At 60.8% G+C, this 18,381-nt stretch carries 16 protein-coding genes and 1 pseudogene; 5 read left to right on the forward strand and 12 right to left on the reverse strand.

Going from position 1 to position 18,381, the window contains the following annotated elements; genetic code table 11:
* Nucleotides 1-49: 49 nt before the first annotated feature.
* From ACEN83_RS01460 to ACEN83_RS01485, 6 genes are read right to left on the reverse strand one after another with little or no spacing between them, the layout of a single operon-like run.
* Nucleotides 50-1,729: an ApeI family dehydratase gene (locus tag ACEN83_RS01460; RefSeq protein ID WP_495579310.1), complete on the reverse strand. Its 1,680-nt coding sequence runs from the start codon at nt 1,727-1,729 to the stop codon at nt 50-52.
* Complete coding sequence (locus ACEN83_RS01465; RefSeq protein WP_102673197.1) at nt 1,726-2,271, reverse strand: COG4648 family protein; 546 nt, start codon at nt 2,269-2,271, stop codon at nt 1,726-1,728. The genes ACEN83_RS01460 and ACEN83_RS01465 overlap by 4 nt, the downstream gene beginning before the upstream one ends.
* A complete protein-coding gene (locus ACEN83_RS01470; RefSeq protein ID WP_007972204.1) occupies nt 2,268-2,522 on the reverse strand; it encodes an acyl carrier protein in 255 nt (84 codons plus the stop codon). The genes ACEN83_RS01465 and ACEN83_RS01470 overlap by 4 nt, the downstream gene beginning before the upstream one ends.
* Nucleotides 2,523-2,531: 9 nt before the next feature.
* Complete coding sequence (locus ACEN83_RS01475; protein WP_095943238.1) at nt 2,532-2,792, reverse strand: phosphopantetheine-binding protein; 261 nt, start codon at nt 2,790-2,792, stop codon at nt 2,532-2,534.
* Entirely contained in the window at nt 2,773-3,582 is an 810-nt protein-coding gene (locus ACEN83_RS01480) for a lysophospholipid acyltransferase family protein (RefSeq protein ID WP_495579311.1), read from the reverse strand. Before ACEN83_RS01480 ends, ACEN83_RS01475 begins: the two co-directional genes overlap by 20 nt.
* A complete protein-coding gene (locus tag ACEN83_RS01485; RefSeq protein WP_495579312.1) occupies nt 3,558-4,283 on the reverse strand; it encodes a beta-ketoacyl synthase chain length factor in 726 nt (241 codons plus the stop codon). Before ACEN83_RS01485 ends, ACEN83_RS01480 begins: the two co-directional genes overlap by 25 nt.
* 355 nt (nt 4,284-4,638) lie before the next feature.
* Here ACEN83_RS01485 and ACEN83_RS01490 point away from each other — a divergent pair, with 355 nt between their 5' ends.
* Complete coding sequence (locus ACEN83_RS01490) at nt 4,639-5,409, forward strand: ParA family protein (RefSeq protein ID WP_007972195.1); 771 nt, start codon at nt 4,639-4,641, stop codon at nt 5,407-5,409.
* Between the two features lie 82 nt (nt 5,410-5,491).
* Here the strand turns inward: ACEN83_RS01490 and trxC are convergent, their stop codons facing one another.
* From trxC to ACEN83_RS01510, 4 genes are all read right to left on the reverse strand, one after another.
* Nucleotides 5,492-5,926 carry a thioredoxin TrxC gene (gene trxC / locus ACEN83_RS01495; protein WP_495579313.1) on the reverse strand — a complete coding sequence of 145 codons (435 nt, stop codon included), beginning with the start codon at nt 5,924-5,926 and terminating at the stop codon, nt 5,492-5,494.
* Nucleotides 5,927-5,999: 73 nt separating this feature from the next.
* A complete protein-coding gene (gene selO / locus ACEN83_RS01500; protein ID WP_495579314.1) occupies nt 6,000-7,463 on the reverse strand; it encodes a protein adenylyltransferase SelO in 1,464 nt (487 codons plus the stop codon).
* 48 nt (nt 7,464-7,511) lie between these two features.
* Complete coding sequence (gene mscK / locus ACEN83_RS01505) at nt 7,512-10,880, reverse strand: mechanosensitive channel MscK (protein WP_495579315.1); 3,369 nt, start codon at nt 10,878-10,880, stop codon at nt 7,512-7,514.
* Nucleotides 10,881-10,914: 34 nt separating this feature from the next.
* Nucleotides 10,915-12,657 (reverse strand): potassium/proton antiporter, encoded by a 1,743-nt coding sequence (locus ACEN83_RS01510; protein ID WP_116580750.1) that lies wholly within the window; start codon nt 12,655-12,657, stop codon nt 10,915-10,917.
* Nucleotides 12,658-13,023: 366 nt separating this feature from the next.
* Here ACEN83_RS01510 and ACEN83_RS01515 point away from each other — a divergent pair, with 366 nt between their 5' ends.
* The 4 genes and pseudogenes from ACEN83_RS01515 (at nt 13,024) to ACEN83_RS01530 (ending at nt 15,591) form a co-directional block, all read left to right on the forward strand.
* Nucleotides 13,024-13,254 carry a hypothetical protein gene (locus ACEN83_RS01515; protein ID WP_007971835.1) on the forward strand — a complete coding sequence of 77 codons (231 nt, stop codon included), beginning with the start codon at nt 13,024-13,026 and terminating at the stop codon, nt 13,252-13,254.
* Nucleotides 13,251-13,553 carry a cell division protein ZapA gene (locus ACEN83_RS01520; protein WP_007981180.1) on the forward strand — a complete coding sequence of 101 codons (303 nt, stop codon included), beginning with the start codon at nt 13,251-13,253 and terminating at the stop codon, nt 13,551-13,553. Before ACEN83_RS01515 ends, ACEN83_RS01520 begins: the two co-directional genes overlap by 4 nt.
* A 145-nt stretch (nt 13,554-13,698) precedes the next feature.
* Nucleotides 13,699-14,727: pseudogene (locus ACEN83_RS01525) on the forward strand (HAMP domain-containing protein); the annotation flags it as partial.
* Nucleotides 14,728-14,859: 132 nt separating this feature from the next.
* Nucleotides 14,860-15,591, forward strand: coding sequence for a methyl-accepting chemotaxis protein (locus tag ACEN83_RS01530; protein ID WP_495580837.1), 732 nt, complete (start codon nt 14,860-14,862; stop codon nt 15,589-15,591).
* A 51-nt stretch (nt 15,592-15,642) separates the two neighbouring features.
* On the opposite strand, the gene ACEN83_RS01535 is transcribed toward ACEN83_RS01530, so the two are convergent.
* Nucleotides 15,643-16,362, reverse strand: coding sequence for a hypothetical protein (locus ACEN83_RS01535; RefSeq protein ID WP_495579316.1), 720 nt, complete (start codon nt 16,360-16,362; stop codon nt 15,643-15,645).
* Nucleotides 16,363-16,537: 175 nt separating this feature from the next.
* Entirely contained in the window at nt 16,538-18,340 is a 1,803-nt protein-coding gene (locus ACEN83_RS01540; protein ID WP_495579317.1) for an acyl-CoA dehydrogenase, read from the reverse strand.
* Between the last annotated feature and the right edge of the window lie 41 nt (nt 18,341-18,381).

Below are 18,381 nucleotides of genomic sequence, written 5' to 3' on the forward strand. Positions count from 1 at the left end.
AGTGTGGGAGCGGGCTTGCTCGCGAATGAGTGCGCAGCACTCACCAAACTTACACATGCGCCACCTCCAGCAAGATCCGCCCGCTGGAGCAGGTGGCAGTTTCGTTGCGGTAGGCGAAATACAATTTGCCGCGCACCGGGTCGAAGCGCAGGTGCAGCTGGATTTCATCGCCCGGGCGCACCAGTTGCTGGAACTTCAAGACTTCCATGCCGGCGAATTTCTCCGGCAGGTTCATCAGTTGCCGGCCCAGGCTCAGCGCCCAGTCCACCTGCACCACGCCAGGCAATACCGGCGCCTTGGGGAAATGACCGCTGAAATAGGCCAGGTCCGCTGGCACGGCCAGTTGCAGGCTCCACTCGCCATCGCTTTCGACTTGCTCCAGCACCTCCGGGGTTTTGGGACGCGGCGCCAACAGCAGGGCGTCGACGTCGGCCTGGGGCAGTTTGCCCTGAGCGTTCAGCGGCAGTTGTCGCAGCAGGCGCCAGCGTCTCGGCAGGGCCAGGGTTTCGCAGTGTTGGCTCAGGTGTTGGCGCAGGTGCTCGGTGAGGCTGCGTCGGCCCAGATTACGCAGAGCATGCAAACCGGCTTCGCTCGGGACCAACAACGCCCCCAGGGAAGCGCGGTTTTCCCGAACCACGCCGAGCCGCGCCTCGCTGACCCAGTCATGGGCCATTAGCGCCTGTTCCAGCATCGGCAGCGAGATGCGTTTTTCTTCCAGTTTGACAATCCGGTCCAGTCGCCCGAGCAATTCGAAGCGACCATCGACGGCGATGCGTGCTGAATCGGCAGTCTGTTCGACATGACCGTCAGGCAAGTAGGGCGAAGCGATCAGCAGCGCCCCTTCACTGTCTTGAGTCAGCGTGACATCGGCAAATGGCTGCCAGAGTTCAGCGCCCTGACGCCAGGCGATGCCGCCGGTTTCCGAGCTGCCGAAAATTTCCGTTGGCCATTGCCCGAGACGCTCATGCAGGCTCTGTGCGGCCTCGACCGGCAATGCGCCGCCGGAGGAAAACACCCGGCGAACGCAGCTCAAGGCCGGCCAGTCGAGGTTGTCACCCATGCGCTTGAGCAGCGCCGGGCTGGCCACCCAGGCGAAGGCCGGGTGCTCGCGGCTGGCACGTTGCAGGTCTTCCGGGAACGCCAGTTGCTTGCGTACGAACGGACGCCCAGCGCACAACGGCCACAGGACCCGAAACAACAAACCATAGATGTGCTGGGTGGCGACGCTGCCAATGATGCACGCCGGGCCCAGGCCAGGTCCCCATAGCTGTTCCAGGGCCTCGACTTCATTGGCCAGTTGACGCAGGTTTTTTTCGATGCGCTTGGGCTCGCCACTGGAACCGGATGTGCACAGGCTGAGTCGGCAGTTATCCAGGTCCAGTGCGGCGGCGCTGAGCGGTGACTGTTGGAAATCGCCAAAGTGCGTGTCGTCGGGCAGATCGGTCAGCCACAGATCAACTTCGCCTGACCAGCGTTGGCGGGTCTGCGGTTGCAGGTCGGACGGCAGCAGCACACTGACCCCGGCACGCCAGGCACCGAGCAGGGCAATCGCCAGGTCGGCGGCATCCTCAAGGTGCACAGCCATCTGCCGTATACCCCGGGCTTGCAGGCCGGCGGCCAGGCTCAGCGCCAGCTCGCACAGTCGGGCGTGATCCAGTGCCGGACCGGTCGTGATGGCGCGGTCCGGCCGGGCCTTGAGCAGCAGGTGCTCAAGTTTTATCCAATTCATGGGTGGCCTCGTACCCTCAGTCGTATCAGCCATTCAATGGCAAACATCAGGCCTATCAATCCGTAGGAGATCAGGCCGGTGTACAGCGTCCACCAGCTCAGCGGCGCCCAAAGGGTCAGGGCGGCGGCGCATACACCGTTGCATAGAAAAAAGACGCTCCAGGCGACGGTCACCTGGCGGGTATAGCGAATGCCCTCGGCCGGCAATTGCGGTTCGCGCACCCGGGCCAGGCGTTCGACGATCGGTGGGCCGAACGTCAGGCTCGAGCCGAACAGCACCAACATGAAGGCGCTGATCAATACCGGATACCAGCGCAACAGCGCCGGGCTGTCGAACAGTGCCAGCAACAGGCAGAACACCATGGCCACCGTCGCCATCCACAGGCTGCCGGGCCGACGTTTGCCGGTCAGCGCCCGGGCCAGCCACAGTCCGCCCAGCAGCAGGCCGAACTGCCAGGGGGCGAAGTGCTCCATGCCGAAATACACCGCAAAGGGATACAAAAGGCCTGCCAGCAGCAGGCCGAGGCCGATCAGTCGACTCATGCGGCCGGTTGAACCAGACGGTAGACCGCCTCGACCACGTCACTGACGGTACGCACCGATTTGAATTCTTCGGCGGCGATTTTCTTGCCCGTCTGGCGTTTGATGTGATCGATCAGGTCGACCGCGTCGATGCTGTCGATTTCCAGGTCCTGATACAGGTTGGATTCCAGGCTCACACGCCCGGGGTCCAGTTCGAAGAGCTCGACCAGGGCATCGCGCAGGGTGTTGAAAATGTCGTCACGAGTTTGCATGGTCCGGTCTCAAGCTGCCTGTTTTGCAGTGACGAACGCCGCAAGGCTCGCCACGTTACTGAAGTGGTTACGGGTGTCTTTGGCATCGGCATCGATTTTGATGCCGTACTTTTTCTGGATGGCCAGGCCCAGTTCCAGGGCGTCCACCGAGTCCAGGCCCAGGCCTTCGCCGAACAGCGTCTGCTCGTTGCCGATGTCTTCGGCGCTGATGTCTTCCAGGCCAAGGGCGTCGATGATAAGCATTTTGATATCACGGTGCAGATCGCTCATCTTCGGCGAGCTCCTTAATAAAGTAAGAATGTAGATAATCGTTGAGCTTGCGCGAGGCCTGCGGAGCCGGCCCCAGCGAAGCGAAGGCCTGTGGGTCTATATCGGCCCCGACCCGGAAACTGAAGTGCACGCGCCGCTTGGGGATGCGATACCAGGGCTCGGCCTTGGTCAATGTGGTCGGGCTGACCTTGATAATGACCGGGGTGAGGATTTTCGCACCCCGCAGGGCGATTGCCGCACCGCCCCGATGAAAGGCCGGTGCCTGGCCGGGTTGGGTGCGCGTACCTTCGGGGAAAATGATCAGGGTCTGGCCGTCTTTCAGCGCGTCGGCAGCGGCGTCGAGCATGTCCATGCTGCCGTCGTTGCTGATGTATTCGGTGCAGCGCAGCGGACCGCGGGTGAACGGGTTTTCCCAGAGGCTTTGCTTGACCACGCAATTGGCGTGACGCACCAGGCCGATCAGAAACACCACGTCGATCAGCGAGGGGTGATTGGCAAGGATCATTTGCCCGGGGCGACCAAGTTTTTCCGCGCCTTCAATGTCGTAGGTCAGCACCCCGGTACGGGCCATGAAGCGCACAAAAATCCAGAAACAGCGGCTGACGGTTCGCCGGGCCCGCAGCCGATGGGTGCGGGCGTCGCCGGGCAGGCAGTTCAGCACAGGGAAAATCACCAGGCGCAGGCACAGGCCGCCCAACCCGAACAGGGCAAAGCTCGCGGCGGTGGCCAGCAAGCGCCAGTAATAGGCGTCGCGGTTTTTCTCGGTCACGGGTTGCGTTGCCAGGTCCATACACGATTTTTCCAGGCATGTTGGCAGGTGGTTTGCTGGCCGAGCAGCATGCGCAACAGATTCAGCGCGTGTGGCCAGCGGGACTTGGACAACGCATCCGACGGGCTGTTCAGGGACAACTGCCAGTCGGTACCGGGAGTAACCAGCAGGCCGACGGCATAAGGGAACGGCACGTCGTCGATCCAGGTCGTGTAAGCCTCGGGCGGCCGCTCTTCGGTGACCACCAGCAGTACCGCGCCAGCGCCTTCGGCCAGCAGCGCGGCCGCTTCGAGCATGCCATGCTCCAGGCCGTCGCCTGCGGCGGCCAGGGCCGTCATTTCGCTGGTTTCGCCGCGCATGATCGACCACAAGCCAATAATCGCGTTATGTACAGACAAGCTGAACCGGGTCGGCGACAGCGGCTGCTCGGCGGCCAGATCACTCAGAATGTCGACGGTGCGCGGCGTTTCGCCGTGACGGGAAACAAAGACCAATGGCAGATCCTGCCGGCCTTCGGCCAATGGCCAGCCGACACTGAATGCCATCCGTGCCAGGCGGCTGAGCCTGCGGCGCTGCATGGCCGGTAGAAAGGAAACGTCGGGAGCGGCATCGCTGTCCGGCAGCACGACAGGTTGTCGGCTCCAGGCCTGCCAGTCGCTCACGCTCTCAAGCCCCGGGGCCCAGGCGCGCCATTGGGCGATGTTGAAGTTGATCACAGACATTCATCCCGCCCTCTCGGGCTTACTTGACGCGGGGAGTGGCCGAGAGCCGAGACTCACCCAGCGCGGCGTTTGCCGCCGAGTGGCGCGCATTATCCCGGTGCCGGGAACCTGTAGCAAATGCTGGTTACATTTTGCTCAACAAGATGCGGCGACTGGCTCGCAAAAACTGAGTGATTGGTAATTATTCACACAATCACTGCTCCGTCTGTCGGCTCCTGCGTCAAACCTTCGGGACGTTCAAGGCTTTTCAAGCAGGAGAAGGCAACTGACTGTGTAGTCCCTGTGTCGACAAGGTAGCGAAGCAACGCCGTGCACCACTACACTCGGTCATTCTTTGATACACGGGGGTTTTGACATGCGGCGCGTGGTGTTCAATCAGAAGGGTGGTGTTGGCAAGTCCAGCATTGCCTGCAATCTGGCGGCGGTCAGTGCCAGCGAGGGTTTTCGCACCTTGTTGGTGGATCTCGATGCCCAGGCCAACTCCACTCAGTACCTGACGGGGCTCACGGGTAGCGACATCCCGATGGGCATCGCCGATTTCTTCAAGCAGACGCTGTCTTCCGGGCCGTTCTCCAAAAAGAATCAGGTCGACATCTACGAAACCCCCTTCGATAACCTCCACGTCATTACCGCCACCGCCGAACTGGCGGACTTGCAGCCAAAGCTTGAAGCCAAGCACAAGATCAACAAGCTACGTAAGTTGCTTGAGGAACTGAGCGAAGACTACGACCGGATTTACCTCGATACCCCGCCGGCGCTGAATTTCTATGCGGTTTCTGCATTGATTGCCGCCGATCGTGTGTTGATTCCCTTCGATTGCGATAGTTTTTCACGCCAGGCACTCTACGGCCTGATGGCGGAAATCGAAGAGTTGAAGGACGACCATAACGAAGGCCTGGAAGTCGAAGGCATCGTCGTCAACCAGTTCCAGGCCCGCGCCAGCCTGCCCCAGCAAATCCTCGACGAACTGATCGCCGAAGGTCTGCCGGTGCTGCCGGTGTACCTGGCCAGCTCGGTACGCATGCGCGAATCCCACCAGGCCAACACGCCGCTGATCCATCTCGACCCGCGGCACAAGCTGACCCAGCAGTTTGTCGAATTGCACAGCCTGCTGGAAAACGCGTGAAGATAAAAAGATCGCAGCCTGCGGCAGCTCCTACACGGACACCGTAGGAGCTGCCGCAGGCTGCGATCTTTTCAATGCGGCTTCACACCCCCTGACTACGCAACCAGCCCATCAACTGCGGCAACGGGAAAGCCCCGCTCTGCCGCGCGACTTCCCGACCGTTCTTGAACAGGATCAGGCTCGGGATCGAGCGAATCCCCAACTGCGCCGACAACTGCTGGTTCGCCTCGCTGTCCAGCTTGGCCAACCGGCACTTGCCCTCCAGTTGCCCGGCCGCCTGCTCGAACACCGGTGCAAACGACTTGCACGGCCCGCACCAGTCCGCCCACACGTCCACCAGCAGCGGCAGATCGCCCTTGATCTGGCTGGCGTAATCGCCTTGTTTCAATTCAAACGGCTTGTTCAGCAGGACGTCGGCCTTGCAGCGTCCGCATTTCGGGTGGTCGTTGAGACGCTCGGCGGGGATGCGGTTGAGGCCGTTGCAATGGGGGCAGGGGATGAGGAGTGGGTCGGTCATGACAAGTAGTCCAGTCGAAATCGAATGATCCTTATCTGGAGACAGGTCTCCAGATTTTCAATTGTGTAGCGCCTCACGACGAACAACTGATCTCCAGATGCTTGCCCCATTCCGGCGGCCTCTCGGCGTAGCTTTCCATCCCCGGTTGTTCCTCGAACGGGTTGCTCAGCACTGCGTGCAGTCGTCGAACTTCTGAATAGTCGCCGCTCTCTGCCGCATCGATGGCCTTTTGCGCCAGATAATTGCGCAGGATGTACAGCGGGTTGACCGCGTGCATCCGCTGGCGGCGCTGCGCTTGATCCAGCGTGCCTTCACGGGCGACCCGGGCGACGTAGAGTTCGCCCCAGGCATCAAAGCCCTTGAGGTCGACGAAGTCGTCGCGCAAGCGGGTGATCGCCTGTTCCGGTGCTTCATCACCCAAGCGGCGGAAGAACAGGCTGTAGTCGACGCCGCTGTTCTGCATCAGTTGCAGCAGGTTCTCCAGCAGTTTCTGGTCGTCATCCTCCGCCGTGGTCAGGCCGAGACGACGGCGCATCAGGTCCAGGTAATGGGCCTGGAACAGCGGCAGGTAGAGGCCGAGGGTTTCGCGCAGGGCTTCGACGCTGATGAACGGCGTCAGGGCCTGCGCCAACGCGCTGAGGTTCCACTGGCCAATCGGCACCTGGTTGCTGAAGGAATAACGACCCTGGTCGTCGGAGTGGTTGCAGATGAAGTTGGCGTCGAAGTCGTCGAGGAAGGCGAACGGGCCGAAATCGAAGGTGATGCCCAGGATCGACATGTTGTCGGTATTCATCACTCCGTGGCAGAAGCCATAGGCCTGCCATTTGGCGATCAGTTCGGCATTGCGTTCGACCACTTCGCGGAACATCGCCAGGTACGGTTCCGGTTGTTCCAGGCACTCGGGGAAGTGCATGGCCAGCACGTGGTCACCCAGCACTTTCTGCTGCTCGGGGCGTTTGGTGTAGTAGAAATATTCGAAGTGACCGAAGCGCACATGGCTTGGCGCCAGGCGCAGGACCATGGCCGCGCGCTCCTGCTTTTCGCGCCACACCGGGGTGTCGGAGCCGATCACGCACAGGGCGCGGGTGGTCGGGATGTTCAGGGCATTCAGGGCTTCGGACGCGAGAAACTCGCGGATCGACGAACGCAGGACCGCCCGGCCATCGCCCATGCGTGAAAACGGCGTCTGGCCGGCACCCTTGAGGTGCAGGTCCCAGTGTTCGCCGGCTTCGTTGTACACCTCGCCGAGCAACAGGCCGCGACCGTCGCCCAGTTGCGGGTTGTAGGAGCCGAACTGGTGTCCGGAATAGACCATCGCCCTCGGAATCGCATCGGCCCAGAGCTTGTGGCCGCTGAACAGTTCGGCGAACTCCGGGGTTTCGGCCTCGGCCGGGTCGAGGTCCAGCAGGGCCATGGCGGCGGGGCTGGCCACGACCAGGCGCGGATTGTCGATGGGCTCGGGCAGCACATGGGCGGAAAACGCGTCGCCCAGGCGGTCGAAGCGATTATCGAAGGTGAGTTCGTCGAGGGCTTTCAAGGGCCGGCTCCAGCAGAATGTCCGAGCATTCTGCTGGGGAAAGGCCGGTTAGTCGAGTTTGGCGGCGGGCGGTTCTTGCGCCGGCTTGCCGTCGACGATCGGCACGATGGTTTTCGCTTCCGGCTCGATCGGCACCATCTTGTATTCCTGGCCGTGCAGGTTCTTGAGGTAGACCTCCATCTGCCGGAACGAGATGTTGATGTGCTGCTTCTTGAACTCGCGGTTGATGAAGCGGTTGACCTCGTCGAGCACCGGGTTGCGGTCGCCGAGGTCGCGCACGTGCATGCGCAACTCGTGGTCGAGGGTGCTTTCGCCGAAATTCAGGAAGTACACATGCGGCTCCGGGTCTTTCAGGACGCGCGGGTTGTCCCGTGCAGCCTTGAGCAGCAGTTCTTTCACCAGGTCCAGGTCCGAGCCGTAGTCGACGCCGAGCTTGAGGGTCACCCGGGTGATGGTGTCGGTCAGCGACCAGTTGATCAGTTGCCCGGTAATGAACGTCTTGTTCGGGACGATGATGTCCTTGCGGTCGAAGTCGGTGATGGTCGTGGCACGGATGCGGATCTTGCTCACCGTACCCGACAGGTTGCCGATGGTGATGGTGTCACCGATCCGCACCGGACGTTCGAACAGGATCATGATGCCGGAAATGAAGTTGGCGAAGATTTCCTGCATGCCGAAACCGAGGCCGACCGACAGCGCCGCCACCAGCCATTGCAACTTGTCCCAGCTCACGCCCAGGGTCGACAGGGTCGAGACGAAGCCGACGCCGGCGATCACGTACGAGAGCAGCGTGGTGGTCGCGTAGGCGCTGCCCTGGGCCAGGTTGAGCTTGGACAGCACGAAGACTTCCAGCAGGCCGGGCAAGTTGCGCGCCAGGGCGAAGGTGATGCCGATGATGATCAGCGCACCGAGCATGTCGCCGATGCTGATCGGCACCATGCTCATGTTGGCGCCGGTGCCGCTGGTGTATTCGTAGAGGGTGATGTTGTCCAGGTACGAGAACACGGTGATCAGGTCGGCCCAGACCCAGTACAGCGCCGCCATGAAGCCGCCGAGCAGCGCCAGGCGGATCAGGCGCAGGGACTGTTCGTTGACCTTCTCGATGTCCATGGTCGGTTCTTCGATCACCGCTTCGCCGTCGCCGGCCTCTTTGGCGGCCAGGCGCTTGGCCAGGGCGCGCTGGTAGGCTAGACGCCGGGCCGCCACGCTGAGGCCGCGCACGAAGGTGGCTTCGATCACCAGCCAGAACATCAGCAGGTACAGGGTGTTGATCAAGCGGTCGCTGAGCTTCAGTGCGGTGTAGTAGTAGCCGAAGCACACCGCCACGAACAGCGCGACGGGCAGGGCGGTGAACAGGATCCCCACCAGTTTGCGGAACAGCGAGGCGTTCTCGTGGGTCGGGCTGCTGATGAGCAAGCGGCTGAGCAGCAAGGTCATCAAGGCGTAGCAGATCAGCACCACCGGCATGCCGAGCACGTCATCGGCCAGTGCCGCCGGTTGCAGTTCGGCAACGGCCACTACGGTCACCAGGGCCATGACCACGATGCCGAGGCGGCGGATCCATCTGCGCAGGAACTCCACCTGGGGCTTTTCCCAGCGGAAATGCAGTTCTGCCACGCCACCCGGCGCGAGGATCCGGTAGGCGGTGTAGAACACCAGCCAGGCCCCGGCCATTTGCAGCAGCGCCGCGCCCATGTTGGCGTTCTGCCCACGGGCGTCGATTTGCAGGGCCAGCCCGCACAAGGCGAGGCCCAGGGAAACCGGCATCGCCAGCAGGACGTTGATCAGAATCGCCTGCGGGGTGTGCCACTGGCTATCGCGCTTGAAGTGACCGATGTCCTGGTGAACCTTGTTCAGTCGTGCGTACAGACTCTTGCGCCGCCACAGCAGCGCACCGATCAGCAGCGCCAATGGCAGGAACAGCAGCGGGCGCTGGGTCAGGCCATCGGTCAATTCGCTCAGGCTTGACAGTACCGGCAGCGAATCGAGTTGCCGCTGGAGGCGGTCCGGCACGCTGTGAATCCACTCCAGGTCCAGCGGCTTGTTGCTGGGAATCCAGAACATCTGTTCATCGAGCGTCGCCCGCAGGCTTTGCGCGGTGCTGAGCAGTTGCTTCTGGTTCAGTTGCAGGGTGATGGATTCATTGAGCACCGCACTCAGTTCGCGATTGAGCCGCTCCAGCAGGTCGGCGCGGGTGGTGGCCAGTTCCATCAGGCTTTTGCGCAACTGCGGCGTGACTTGCTCGGGGGGCTGGGTCGACAGCAGGTTTTCAACGTAGGTGGTCGGGTTGCTCAGCAGTTCCCGTTGCTGGCTGACTTCGAACTGATACAGGCGAATGTCAGCGATCTGGTCTGCCAGGTTGCGGTCGAGCCGCAGGCGCGGCAAGGCCTGTTTCTGTTTGTAGAGAATCTTCGAGAGCAGCAGGCTGCCTTTGAGCACGTTGATTTGCTCGTCCAGCGCCGCATCGCTCTGGGTCAGGCTATCCAGCTGTTGCTTGGTCTGCAGATTCTGCTGGGTGACTTCGTTGAGGCGGTCGGTGCTTTTGAGCAGGTAGTCCGAGAGCTTCAGGTTGGCCGCGCTTTCGGTGGCCAGCAGGCTGCTGCCGCCAGCCTTTTGCGCTTCGATGGATTGCTGGGTGACCGTCTCCTGGGACAACGCCAGACGCTTCTGATTGATCAGGGTTTGCAGGTCCTGGATTTCCTTGTCCAGGCGGTCGGATCGCTCCGACAACAGGTCATGCTGGCTGTTGCCGAGGTCTTGCAATTGGGTATTGCCGGCCAGTTCCTGGCGGCGCAGCGGGATCAGGGCGTTCAGTGCCGCCAGTTCGGCATTGAGCTGGTCGCGCTGCTCGGCGCTCAGGGTCTTGCCGGCGTCCTTGCCGTTCTTGAGGATATTGTTGATCTGCTGAATGCGTGTCTGGCTGCTGGATATCTCCGCCTGGGCGCGCTCGGGGCGGGTCTGGGCAGTGATGATCAGGCTGTTGGCATCGCCCAGGGCTTTTTGCAGGTCGCTTTGCTGGGTGGAGCGCTCAGTGAGCATTTGCTCCAGCTGCTGGATCGTTTCCTTGGCGAAGCGCTGCGCCACCGGCACCACGGCGCTGGCCTTGAGGCGGGTCAGTTCACGCTGGTTTTCCACCGTCTGCTTGGGTGCCGAACTCAACGTTTGCTTGAGTTCGGCCAGCTTCTGCTCGTAATCACGCTTGTTGTTGAGTTGGGTCAACGTGTTTTGCAGGACGGTTTGCAGGGCCTTCTGATCGGCTTCCGGCAGTTTGCGGTCGGCGATCTTGTCCAGGCTCGCTTGCACGGCTTCGCTGGAGGGCGGTTCGGCCGCTTGCGCCGCTTGTGAAAAACCAAGGGGGCCGACAGAGAGACTCAAGCCCAGAAGGGCAATGGCGAAAAAGGAGCGCAGGTTAGGCATAAAGACCGGTCAAGCAAGTGAGAGTGGAAGCAGTTTAGAGGAAGAGTCCGGGACCCGGGCGACTTCCTTCGGGGAATCTGACGCCCACTTTGCCGATCTTGTTCCCGTCCATGACCGCCACGGTCCAGATGGTGTTGTTCCATTCCACCTGGTCACCCACCACCGGCGCGCCGCCGACTTTCTGGGCAATGAAGCGGCCCAGGGACATGTCCGGATCGATGCCTTCGAACTTAAGGCCATACAGGGCCGCAACCGCGGCCAGCTGGGCGTCTCCTTCGAGTACGAAGTCGCCGAAGAAGCGCAGGTCGAGGCCCCGTTGTGGCGCCTGGCTGAAGAGTTTTCCGAGGGCCGGCAGGTTGTGTTCGTGGCCGATAACACACAGCAAATCATCGACTTCCAGCACCGTACTACCCGACGGATGGAGCAATTGTTGACCACGAAACAGGGCGGCAATACGGGTGCCTTCGGGCATTTTCAGCTCGCGCAGGGGCGAACCGATGCACCATTTTTCCGCGCCGAGGCGATAAACGAACAGCTCCCACTCGCTGGTGACATGCACCTCCAGGGCCGAGCGCGAGATGGGTGCAGGCTCCGGAGGTACCGTCACCTTCAGCAGCTTGGCGACCCAAGGCAGGCTCGTGCCCTGAACCAGCAGCGACACCAGCACGATAAAGAAGGCGAGATTGAAATACAGCTGGGCGTTGGGCAGGCCGGCCATCAGCGGGAACACCGCGAGAATGATCGGGACCGCGCCGCGCAAGCCGACCCAGGAAATGAACGCTTTCTCACGACCATGGAATGCCTTGAACGGCAGCAGGCCGACCACCACCGACAGTGGCCGGGCAAACAGAATCATCCACAGCGCCAGTGCCAGCGCCGGCAAGGCAATAGGCAGCAGGTCGTGAGGTGTCACCAACAGCCCCAGCACCAGGAACATGCCGATCTGCGCCAGCCAGGCCATGCCGTCGAGCATGTGCAAAATGCCGTGGCGGCTGCGCACCGGACGGTTGCCGATCACCAGGCCGCACAGGTACACGGCAAGGAAGCCGCTGCCGTGCAGGGCGTTGGTCAGGGCAAACACCACCAGGCCACCGGCAATGACCAGGATCGGATACAGGCCGGTGGCCAGGTTGATGCGGTTGACCAGTTGCAGCATGAGCCAGCCACCGCCCAGGCCAATGACGCCACCGATGCCGAATTCGCGCAGCAGATGGGTCAGCAGGCTCCAGTGCAGGCCGGTCTGGCCGCTGGCGAGCATGTCGATCAGGGTGACGGTGAGGAACACCGCCATCGGGTCGTTGCTGCCGGATTCGATTTCCAGGCTGGCGGTTACCCGTTCGTTCAGGCCTTTGCCACCCAATAGCGAGAACACCGCCGCGGCGTCGGTGGAGCCGACGATGGCGCCGATCAGCAGGCCCTGGATCAGGTTCAGGTCGAACAGCCAGGCGGCCGCCATGCCGGTCAGGCCGGTGGTAATCAGCACCCCGACCGTGGCCAATGAGAGCGCCGGCCATAACGCCACGCGGAAGCTCGAGACCCGGGTGCGCAAGCCGCCGTCGAGCAGGATCACCGCCAGTGCGAGGTTGCCGACCAGGTAAGCCGTGGGGTAGTTGTCGAAGATAATGCCGCCGCCATCGACGCCGGCCGCCATGCCGACGGCCAGGATGATCACCAGAATCGGGATGCCGAGGCGGGACGAAAGGGAACTCACCAGAATGCTCGCACCTACCAGCAACGCGCCGATCAAGAACAGGCTGTTGATGGTCGTCGCATTCAAAGGCAGTACTCCAGAAAGCTGAAAGGCGGGCACAAACTGACCATGCAGTCTGCGTGCCAGCGATTCTAACCTGTTGAAATGTGATGCTGTCAAAAAGCTTTTGCAGAGCAAAAGATCGCAGCCTGCGGCAGCTCCTACACAGACCCGCGTTACATGTAGGAGCTGCCGCAGGCTGCGATCTTTTCGGCATCAGAGCAAACGACTCGGCGACGAAGTGCAGGAACCAGATCGGCCTGCCGCAGTCTTTAAAACTCGCGAGGAAGGTCGCCCGTCAGCAAAATCAAGGCTTTGCGCCTGTATAACCCTGGCATCCACAGTGACTTTTCTTTATCGTACGCGCCCTTTGAAAAAGCCCGGAATATCAAAATGTTGGAAGCATCCCTAAGCCAATTGGAACAACTGGTCAGCGACCTGGTGCAGCAGAACCAGACGCTGCTCGGCACCAACCAGACCCTGACTGCAGAACTGGCCCAGGCCAAGGATGAAAACGAAAGCCTGCAACTGAGCCTGATGGAGCAGGAAGAGAAACAAGGCGCCACGGCGGCTCGCATCCAGGCCCTGGTTGAGCGCGTCAGCGCAGGCCCTGTCAGCGCATGAGTTACAACGCCGCAGGGGTAAAAGTCGTCTCGATCCTGGGGGAGGACTATTCGATCAAGGCACCGGCCGGGGAAGAACAAACCCTGCTGGACGCCGCGATGATGTTGAAGGCAGCCCTGGCCGAAACCAAGAGGAAGTACCCGACGCTGATCGGTGACCGACTGCTGGTGCTGGCGGCGATGAATCTGTGCTCCCAGCAGATTGAAATGCAGAAACAGCACAAGCTCGAACTCGACCGTTACCAAGAGCAAGTCAGCGCCACGGTTGAAGTGATCTCCAAGACGATCAATCAGGCCTGATCGGCTTTGCGCACAACCAAAGAATAGATTGTCGGTTGGTTTGTATACAATCGGCACGGCTGTTGCAGTGTTTCAGCCTCTTATTCTTTGGGGGTGCTCCATGCAGTTCTGGCGACGCAGTATTCAATGGCAGTTGATCCTGAGCATGGGCACCGCCCTTCTGGTCAGTATCCTGATCGTGGTTGGCATTTATACCCTCGTGGTCAATCGTCTCGCCCAGAGCTATCTGGTCGAGCAAGCCTTGCCGTCGAGCATCGAAGCGATGCGCAACGACATCGAGCGGATCCTTGTCCAACCCCTCACCGCCGCCAAGGACATCGCCAGCAACAGTATGGTGCGCGACTGGTTGGCCGGGGGTGAAGACAGTGCCCAGGCCGGCACGTTTACTACCTATCTCGAAGGCATTCGCGCCGAGCACAAAGCCTTTACCGCGCTGATTGTCGGCACCGCGACCAACCACTACTTCACCGAAAAAGGCCTGGACCGCACCCTCAGCCGATCCAATCCGAAAGATGCCTGGTTCTACGCGTTCCTCGACAGCAATCAGCCGCGCACCCTCAATATCGATAACGACACAGCCACCGGAGAATTGGCGCTGTTCATCGATCTCAAGGTCGAACAGGCCGGTAAAGTCGTGGGCGTTGCGGGGCTTGGCCTGAGCATGAAAGAGCTGTCGGAGCTGATCCACAATTTCAGCTTCGGGGAGCGCGGCAAGGTCTATCTCGTGCGTTCCGACGGTTTGATCCAGGTCCATCCCGAGGCGCAATTCAGCGGCAAACGCACCTTGACCGAGCAGATCGGCGCTACGGCAGCGCAAACGCTGATGAGTCAAAAAGCCGCCACCAGCAGCGACTTCCAGCGCGACGGCGAAGACTTCCTCGCCTTGAGCTTGCCGCTGCGCGATCTCGGCTGGAGCCTGGTGGCCGAAGTGCCGCAATCGCAGATCTACGCTGAAGCCCGCCGCGCCATGTGGATGAGCAGCGGCATTGGCCTGGCGGTGGCGATTGTGTGCCTGTTGCTGGTGGTGTTGCTGGCCCGTGGGCTGGTGCGGCCGATTCGCCAGGTAACAGCGGCGCTGGTGGCCATCGGTAGCGGTGGTGGAGATTTGACCCAGCGGCTGGATGCCAGCCGCGCCGATGAGCTGGGTGATCTGGCGCGTGGCTTCAATCGCTTCCTGGATAGCCAGCGCGACATGATCGGTGAAGTACTGACCACCAGCGAGCGCCTGCGCACCGCTGTCGGCCAGGTGGCGCGGGTGGTGGACAACACCGCCGAACGCTCTGGTCGTCAGCAGGAAATGACCGACATGGTCGCCACCGCTGTTCACGAAATGGGCCTGACCGTGCAGGACATTGCGCAGAATGCCGGCAACGCGGCGTTCGCCTCACAAACCGCCCGTGATGAAGCGCTGCAGGCGCGGGAAGTGGTGGGTGGTTCTATCCGCCACATTGAAAGCATGTCCCGGGAAATCGGTGTAGCGGCCACGGCGGTGGCCGAGCTGGCTCATCAAGTGGCATCCATCGATCAGGTGCTGGCGGTGATTCGCGGGATTTCCGAGCAGACCAACCTGCTGGCGCTCAACGCGGCTATCGAAGCGGCGCGCGCTGGCGACATGGGGCGTGGGTTCGCCGTGGTGGCCGATGAAGTGCGCACCCTGGCGCGGCGTACGCAATCGTCCACCGATGAAATCCAGCAGATGATCGGCAGCCTCAAGCAAGGTGCGGAGAACGCGGTGTCGTCGATGCATTCCGGGCAAGCTGCGACGGGCACGGGTGTCGAATCGAGCCAGCGTACCGGCACCTCGTTGACCGCGATTACCGGGCAAGTGGAGCGCATCAGCGACATGAACCATCAGGTGGCGACGGCGACGGAAGAGCAGTCGGCAGTCACCGAGGAAATCAATCGCAACGTGCAGGGCATTTCCGATCTGGCGCGGGCGACGGCGGGGGAGGTCAGGGCTTGCCGTGAGGATTGCCAGACGTTGCAGCGGTTGGCGGATGACCTGGCGCGGCAGATGGGTGGGTTTCGGTTGAGCTGATAGTTTTAATAATAAGACGCGCCGATAAGGGCGCGTCTGCAAGGTGAAGAACTATACCTTTATCAGCAATATTTCCCGCCCATAGAAGTGAACTCCACCGGTGGTTTGCAAATAAAAAACCTGTTTTTCCTTAACTATCCATTCTACAAATTGCTCATCAATATAGATGTCATCCGCCGCTAGCGTTCTGAACATGTCGTCTTGTGTGAACGCTACAGGATTAGTGTAAGTATCTGTGGGAGTTATAATTTCGTTAAGGTAAAGGTTGTTGCTAACTTTTCTGTATCTTTTTTCGCTGATACGTACGTTGCCTTGATCCTTTACAACATCGTTGACTCTGGCCGACTTGTAAAACTGAGAGTCGGTTAGCATTACATAAGGATCTATAAGTGTTTTTGACTTCTTGCCCCTTAATGGCGTGCCATAAACTGTTGCATTCCATTGATCGGGGCCGATACGCGTGAAGTCTTTGAAAGTGACACGGTGGGTGCTCAGGTAATGATCGTCTACCGACGTGACCTCAAACATTGTCGTAGAAGTGGTTTCTACACTTAATTCTATGTTGTTCGATGTCGTGATGATGATCCGTGTTTTTTCATCAGTAAGACGGTGATGGTTTTTGCTGAGAACAGTGGACAGTGTTGAATCTATATTCGTCCAGACAGTGCCACGTCGTAAAGGTGTGGATGAGACAGAGGCTAGGATGCAGTAATCTTGTGTGACAAGCCCGGAAAGCTTTATGGATCGCTCTTCGAAAGTGTGTTTGCGCATGGTGATTCGCTCGTTCGGATGTAAGAGGTGGACCTCGAGTCCTACTTGCCGGGCAAACTACATGTCAGGCGAAAACACCTTATCTTGCATCATTGTTTTCCACACCTGTCAAAGATGACAGGTGTGGGAAAAATTTTAATAGGAGGTCAATGACCCGCTCACCCGCCGTCGGGGATCAAAACCACTCATCCTGCATGCCTAGGCACGCATCGTCCCGCGCCTCAAGAATCGCCAGCTCATGGTGGCACCCCGGCACTTCCCATGTCAGGAAGTAGCGGGCTGCCTGCAACTTGCCTTTATAGAAGCTCACATCCGCTGCATTGCCCTTGGCCAGACCTTCCTCGGCACGAATGGCCTGTTCCAGCCAGCGCCAGCCAATGACGGTGTGCCCGAACACCTTCAGGTACAGCGCCGAGTTCGCCAGGCTGCTGTTGACCTTGCCCTGGGCCAGGTCGGTCAGCAGGCCGATTGTCACGGTTTGCAGGCGCGCCACCAGTTTCTCCAGCGGCTCGCGCAGCGGCGTCAGCGACTCGAACGCCTGGGCACGTTCGGCGGTGTCGGCGATCAGGCGGATCAGTTGCTTGAGCCCCGCGCCACCGTTCTGCGCCAGTTTGCGGCCCAAAAGGTCCAGCGATTGAATGCCGTGGGTGCCTTCGTGGATCGGGTTCAGGCGGTTGTCGCGATAGTACTGCTCCACCGGGTATTCACGGGTATAACCGTGGCCACCGAGGATCTGGATCGCCAGTTCGTTGGCCTTCAGGCAGAACTCCGACGGCCAGGATTTGACGATCGGCGTCAGCAGGTCCAGCAGTTCGTGGGCCTGCTTGCGCTCGGCTTCGGTCTCCAGCGTCGTGGTGTCGTCGAACAGTCGCGCCGCGTACAGGCCGAGGTCGAACGAGCCTTCAACGTAGGCCTTTTGTGTCAGCAGCATGCGTTTGACGTCGGCGTGCTGAATGATCGCCACCGGCGCGGTATTCGGGTCCTTGCTGTCCGGCACGCGGCCTTGCGGACGTTCACGGGCGTATTCCAGCGAATACAGGTAGCCGGCGTAGCCGAGCATCACCGCGCCCATGCCGACGCCGATCCGCGCCTCGTTCATCATCTGGAACATGTAGCTCAAGCCCTGGTGCGGCTTGCCCACCAGATAGCCGACACAATCGCCGTTATCGCCGAAGTTCAGCGCGGTGGAGGTGGTGCCACGCCAGCCCATCTTGTGGAACAGCCCGGCCAGCAGCACGTCGTTGCGCCGGCCGAGGCTGCCGTCGTCGTTGACCAGGAACTTGGGCACGATGAACAGCGAAATGCCTTTCACACCGGCCGGTGCGTCCGGCAGCTTGGCCAGCACCATGTGCACGATGTTTTCCGACAGCGGATGATCGCCGCCGGAGATGAAGATCTTGTTGCCCTTGAGGCGATAAGTGCCGTCGGACGCAGGCTCGGCGCGGGTACGAATATCTGACAGCGACGAGCCCGCGTGGGGTTCGGTCAGGGCCATGGTGCCGAAGAAGCGGCCGTCGATCATCGGTTGCAGGAAGCGGCGCTTCTGCTCCTCGGTACCGAAGCTTTCGATCAGGTTGGCCGCGCCCATGGTCAGGAACGGATAAGAGGTCGAGGCGGCGTTGGCCGACTGGAAGTGCGAAAAGCAGGCCTGGGACAGCAGCGTAGGAAGTTGCATGCCGCCGGCGTCGAAACTGCGCGCGGCGTTGAGGAAGCCGGCTTCGAGGAAAGCATCCACCGCCGGTTTCACTTCCGGAATCAGAATCGCCTGACCGTTTTCGTAGCGCGGCTCGTTCTCGTCGCCCTTGCGGTTGTGCGGGGCGAAGAACTTCTCGGCGATACTGCGGGCGGTGCCAATGGCCGCATCGAAGGTTTCGCGATTGTGCTCGGCGAAACGCTCACGCTGGGTCAGGCCCTCGGCATCGAGGACTTCATACAGCTCGAAAGCCAGATTGCGGGAACTGAGCAGCGTCTCGGACATGGCGGCCTACCTTTTATTGGGATGGGCCGAGTCTAAGGTTG

Source organism: Pseudomonas sp. Pseusp49, from assembly GCF_059491875.1.

Coding starts and splice junctions, on each gene's coding strand:
- ACEN83_RS01540 (WP_495579317.1), bottom strand. CDS start 18,340: ATGTCCGAGACGCTGCTCAGTTCCCGCAATCTGGCTTTCGAGCTGTAT.
- ACEN83_RS01490 (WP_007972195.1), top strand. CDS start 4,639: ATGCGGCGCGTGGTGTTCAATCAGAAGGGTGGTGTTGGCAAGTCCAGC.
- mscK (WP_495579315.1), bottom strand. CDS start 10,880: ATGCCTAACCTGCGCTCCTTTTTCGCCATTGCCCTTCTGGGCTTGAGT.
- ACEN83_RS01530 (WP_495580837.1), top strand. CDS start 14,860: ATGGTCGCCACCGCTGTTCACGAAATGGGCCTGACCGTGCAGGACATT.
- ACEN83_RS01515 (WP_007971835.1), top strand. CDS start 13,024: ATGTTGGAAGCATCCCTAAGCCAATTGGAACAACTGGTCAGCGACCTG.
- ACEN83_RS01485 (WP_495579312.1), bottom strand. CDS start 4,283: ATGTCTGTGATCAACTTCAACATCGCCCAATGGCGCGCCTGGGCCCCG.
- ACEN83_RS01535 (WP_495579316.1), bottom strand. CDS start 16,362: ATGCGCAAACACACTTTCGAAGAGCGATCCATAAAGCTTTCCGGGCTT.
- ACEN83_RS01480 (WP_495579311.1), bottom strand. CDS start 3,582: ATGGACCTGGCAACGCAACCCGTGACCGAGAAAAACCGCGACGCCTAT.
- ACEN83_RS01465 (WP_102673197.1), bottom strand. CDS start 2,271: ATGAGTCGACTGATCGGCCTCGGCCTGCTGCTGGCAGGCCTTTTGTAT.
- ACEN83_RS01470 (WP_007972204.1), bottom strand. CDS start 2,522: ATGCAAACTCGTGACGACATTTTCAACACCCTGCGCGATGCCCTGGTC.
- trxC (WP_495579313.1), bottom strand. CDS start 5,926: ATGACCGACCCACTCCTCATCCCCTGCCCCCATTGCAACGGCCTCAAC.
- ACEN83_RS01520 (WP_007981180.1), top strand. CDS start 13,251: ATGAGTTACAACGCCGCAGGGGTAAAAGTCGTCTCGATCCTGGGGGAG.
- ACEN83_RS01460 (WP_495579310.1), bottom strand. CDS start 1,729: ATGAATTGGATAAAACTTGAGCACCTGCTGCTCAAGGCCCGGCCGGAC.
- ACEN83_RS01475 (WP_095943238.1), bottom strand. CDS start 2,792: ATGAGCGATCTGCACCGTGATATCAAAATGCTTATCATCGACGCCCTT.